This window comes from Pseudostreptobacillus sp. (genome assembly GCF_977040545.1).
In genome coordinates, this window is sequence record NZ_CDRRBS010000079.1 from 1 (window position 1) to 5,200 (window position 5,200).

The window sequence follows — 5,200 nt, forward strand, 5'->3', positions numbered from 1 at the left end:
CTTCATATATTTATCTAATAAAACCTAGAATGGATAAAATTGAAGTATTTGACTATAATAAAAACGAAAATATTTTAATAAATTTAGATCCTAAAAAATCTCCTAGTGATAACCTAAATTTATACTATAAAAAATATAGAAAAGGTAAAAAAACTTTAGAAGTTGCTAATGATAGAAAAATAAAAATATTAGAAGAACAAAAATATTTAGAAGAAACACTAAACTTTTTAAACAATGAAAATGAATATTTAGGTTTAGAAGAAATAGAAAATGAATTAGGTATTAAAACAAAAATAGATAAAAAAAATAAAAAAGTTAAAAAAAGAGAACTATTAAAATATATTTACAATGGTTATGAAATTTTTGTAGGTAGAAATCATACTGAAAATAATCATCTAACTTTTGAAAAAGCAAAAAATCATGATATATGGTTGCATGTAAGAGATATTCCTGGAAGTCATGTAATTATTATTACCAATAAAAATAAAGTGGATAATGATACAATATATTATGCAGCTCGTCTTGCTGCTCTTCATTCTAAAGGTGAAGGAAAAAAAATTGTTGATTACACAGAAAGAAATAATGTTAAGAGAACAAATAAATTCGGAAATGTAACTTTTAACAATTTTAAAAGCATAGAAGTATAAATATACTTCTATTTTTTATTTGACTTTTAATTAAAATTAGTTTATACTATTAACTAAATAGTTAATAGTATTAACAGAAGGAGATTGTATGGATATAAATTATAAAGATTTTAATAAATCTTGGATGAATTTAGATAAAAATCTAAATAGATATTTTAAACAAAAAAAATTAAAATTAAATAAATTAGATTTTAGAATTTTAAATATTTTAAAGGAAAATGAATACATTTCTGCCAATGAAATAGCTAAAAGTCTTGATCTTTCTCGTCCAAGAATAACTGTTTCAATTAATGAATTATCTAATAAAGGTTTCATAGAAATTAATAAAGATAAAAATGATAAAAGAAAATATAATATTAATATAACAAATAAAGGTGATGAATATTTAAGTAAACAATATAAATTTTTTAATGATTTCTTTGAAAAAATATGGAATAATTTTGATGAAATTGAAAAATTAGAATTACTAAAACTAATTGATAAAACAAATTCTATCGTAGTAAAAACAATAAAGGAGGATGAAAATGAACATATTTAAATATATGAAAAAATATATATTTTTTATTTTTTTAATAGTAATTATATATATTTTTAGAGCATATTCTGAATTACAATTACCTGGATATACAAGTAATTTAATAAATACCGGAATACAACAAAACGGTATAGAAAACTCTATATCTAATATATATAGTAAAGAAACTTATGAAAAATTAAAACAATTTATGACTGATGATGAAATAACTATACTAAATAATAGTTATGAATTAAAAGATAATAGATATGAGGTTAAAAAATTAAGTAAAGATGAAATAAATAGGTTAAACCCTATACTTGAAGATATAAGTACAACTATTAGTTTCCTTGATAAATTTAATGTTAATTCAAATAATTTAGATAAAAAATCTGCATTATCTCAAAGAGAACTTGTAATGAAAAAATTATCTAAAAATGCTGATATGTATAAAAAGACAATAGGAGCTAATTTTGTTAAAACAGAATATGAAAAAAATAATATAAACATTGATAAAATTAGAAATAAATATATTTTATCAATAGGTTATAAAATGTTAGTATATACATTAATAGGTGCAATTTCTAGTATACTAGGAAGTTTTATTGCAAGTTTTATAGCTTCAAAAATAGGTTCTAATTTAAGAAATAGTTTATATAAAAAAATATTAAATTTTTCTAAAGAAGATATGTCTAATTTCTCAACTGCTTCACTAATAACTCGTAGTACAAATGATATCCAACAAATACAATTAACTACAAACATGATATTAATACTTGCTATATACTCTCCTATTATGGCTTTTATAGGAATAAATAAAATATTAAATATTAATTCAAATATGTCATGGATAGTTGCACTAAGTATTGGAGTTCTTTTAATGGTAATAGCAATACTTATTACATTAGTTTTACCCAAATTTAAAATATCTCAAAAACTTATAGATAAAATTAATTTAATAAGTCGTGAATTAATAACTGGTGTTCCTGTAATAAGAGTATTCACAAGAGAAAATTATGAAGAAAATAGATTTAATATAGAAAATATTAAATTATATAACAATCAAGTTTTCATAAATAGAACTATTTCAATATTCTTCCCTGCTATTATGATTATAATGAATGCTACAAGTATTATAATATCATGGTTTGGTGCTAAAAAAATTGATTTAGGTGTACTTCAAGTAGGAGATCTTATAGCATTTATATCTTATGCTATGTTTATAATCATGTCATTTTTATTATTAGTTATGGTTATGATGATGTTTCCTCGTGCTTTAGTAGCTTCTAATCGTGTTGAAGAAGTTCTAAATCAAGAAATAACAATATCAGATAGTAACAATCCTGTTAATATTGATACAAAAAATATAAAAGGTAAGTTAGAATTTAAAAATGTAAACTTTTATTTCAAAGATGCTCAAGAATTAGTACTTAAAAACATATCATTTACAGTAAATTCTGGAGAAACTGTCGCAATTATAGGGAGTACTGGTAGTGGAAAATCTACTATAATAAATCTTATAGAAAGATTCTTTGATACTAAAGAGGGAGAAATATTGATAGATGATATAAATATAAAAGATATGAAACTTGAAGATTTAAGAAACATATTAGGATATATTCCACAAAAAGGTTCTCTTTTTAAAGGAAATATATCATCAAATATAAAATATGATAATACATATATATCTGATGAATCTATGATTAAAGCAGCTGATATTTCACAATCTTTGAGTTTTATATCTGAAAAAGAAAAAGGATTTGAAAGTGATGTATCTCAAGGAGGAAATAATCTATCAGGAGGTCAAAAACAAAGAATATCTATAGCTAGAGCTTTAGCAAAAAATCCTAAAATAGTGTTATTTGATGACAGCTTCTCAGCACTAGATCCTAAAACTGATTTAATAATTCGTAATAAAATAAAAGAAAATATGAAAGATAGCACTAAAATTATAGTAGCACAACGTATATCTACTATACTTGACGCTGATAAAATTATAGTTCTTGATGAAGGAGAAATAATAGGAATAGGTAAACATGAGGAACTTATAAAAAATTGTGATACTTACATACAAATAGCTAAAAGTCAACTTAACATAGGGGAGGTAGATTAAAATGAAAAAAACAAAAGATTTCAAAGGAACTCTTAAAAGAGTAATATTACAAATTTTTAAAGAATATACTTTAGAATCTATTTTAATTATTATCTTTTCCATACTTAGTACTATATTTAGCATTTACGGTCCTAAAATTTTAGGTAAAGCTACTACCGAAATTTTTAAAGGAATCATAAATAAAATAACACAAAATGGCTCTATAGATTTTTATAAAATAAAACAAATATTAATATTAACCTTAATATTATACATTTTTGCTACTTTATTTAGTTTTTTACAAGGTTGGATAATGAGTAATGTTTCTCAAAAAATGACATATAAACTTAGAAAAAATATAAGTAAAAAAATAAACACTTTACCAATGGGTTATTTTGAACAAAAACAAGTAGGTGAAATCCTATCTACCATAACAAATGATGTTGATACTTTTGGTCAATCACTTAATCAAAGTTTTTCACAAATAATAACTAGTGTTATTTCTATAATAGGTATAATAATTATAATGTTTTCTATAAATATCCCTATGACACTCGTAACACTTTGTATTATACCTCTTTCTGGGATTTTACTTGGTTCTCTTACAAAATTTAGTCAAAAATATTTTATAGAACAACAAGAATTTCTAGCTCAAGTTAATGCTGATGTTGAAGAAAGCTATAATAATCAAAGTATTATAACTGCATTCAATCATATAGATAAAAATATAGAAACTTTTAAAATTAAAGACAAAAAACTTGCAACTGTATTTTGGAAATCACAATTTATATCAGGGCTTATGTTTCCTATAGTTAACTTTATAAATAACATAGTATATATAGGTATAGTGTTTTTAGGATCTATACTTGTTGCAAACGGTAGTATCCAAATAGGTGATATTCAAGCATTTATCCAATATATTAGAAACTTTACCCATCCACTAGGACAAATTGCTCAAATTATGGCTACGGTTCAAAATATGATAGCTTCTATAGAAAGAATATATGAATTTTTAGATAGTGAAGATGAAAAAATAATTGAAAATCCAATAAAAATAAAAGAAATGAAATCTAATGTAAATTTTGAAAATGTTAAATTTGGATATACAAAAGATAAAATTGTAATTAATGATTTTAATTCTAATATAGAAAGTGGAAAAATGATTGCCATTGTTGGACCAACTGGTGCTGGTAAAACTACTATAGTAAAACTATTAATGAGATTTTATGAATTAAATGGTGGACGTATACTAATAGATGGTAACGATATATCTCAAATTGATAAACACGACTTAAGAAAATATTTTACTATGGTCTTACAAGATACTTGGTTATTTAATGGAACTATAATGGAAAATTTACGTTATGGTAAACTAAATGCTACAGATGAAGAAGTAATAAATGCCGCAAAACTTGCTCAAGTACATCATTTTATAGAAACTCTACCTGGAGGATATAATATGATACTTAGCGAAGACTCTTCTAATATTTCACAAGGTCAAAGACAATTACTTACTATAGCTCGTGCATTATTGGCAGATAAACCTATCCTTATATTAGATGAAGCAACTTCAAGCGTTGATACAAGAACTGAAGTTTTAATACAAGAAGCTATGAATAAATTAATGAAAGGAAAAACAACTTTTGTTATTGCACACAGACTTTCTACAATAATAAACAGTGACAAGATAGTTGTTATTCAGCAGGGGGAAATTAAGGAAGTGGGAAGCCACGAAGAGTTACTTGATAAAGATGGTATATACAAATCGTTATACAATAAAAGTTTTAAAAATTAAAAATTCAGGAGGAAAATAGATGAAAAATGCAAAAAAGATATTATTATTTCTAGGGGCAATCTCACTGGTTGCATTTGGAAGTTTTAACATGACAGGAAATAAGTCAAATAAAAGTACAGTTGCTGAAAGCAAAGAAACAGAAACTGATAAAA

The 5,200-nt window shown here is 23.5% G+C and carries 4 protein-coding genes; all 4 read left to right on the forward strand.

Features of this window, described 5'->3' with window-relative positions:
- A partial coding sequence (locus tag ACWYO2_RS04740; RefSeq protein ID WP_455515344.1) for an NFACT RNA binding domain-containing protein occupies nucleotides 1-647 on the forward strand: 647 nt, incomplete at its 5' end.
- Nucleotides 648-735: 88 nt separating this feature from the next.
- The gene (locus tag ACWYO2_RS04745; protein WP_455515345.1) at nucleotides 736-1,185 is read left to right on the forward strand and encodes a MarR family winged helix-turn-helix transcriptional regulator; all 450 of its coding nucleotides are present in this window, start codon (nucleotides 736-738) and stop codon (nucleotides 1,183-1,185) included.
- Nucleotides 1,172-3,274 carry an ABC transporter ATP-binding protein gene (locus ACWYO2_RS04750; protein WP_455515346.1) on the forward strand — a complete coding sequence of 701 codons (2,103 nt, stop codon included), beginning with the start codon at nucleotides 1,172-1,174 and terminating at the stop codon, nucleotides 3,272-3,274. Before ACWYO2_RS04745 ends, ACWYO2_RS04750 begins: the two co-directional genes overlap by 14 nt.
- 1 nt (nucleotide 3,275) lies before the next feature.
- Complete coding sequence (locus tag ACWYO2_RS04755; protein ID WP_455515347.1) at nucleotides 3,276-5,048, forward strand: ABC transporter ATP-binding protein; 1,773 nt, start codon at nucleotides 3,276-3,278, stop codon at nucleotides 5,046-5,048.
- Nucleotides 5,049-5,200 lie beyond the last annotated feature (152 nt).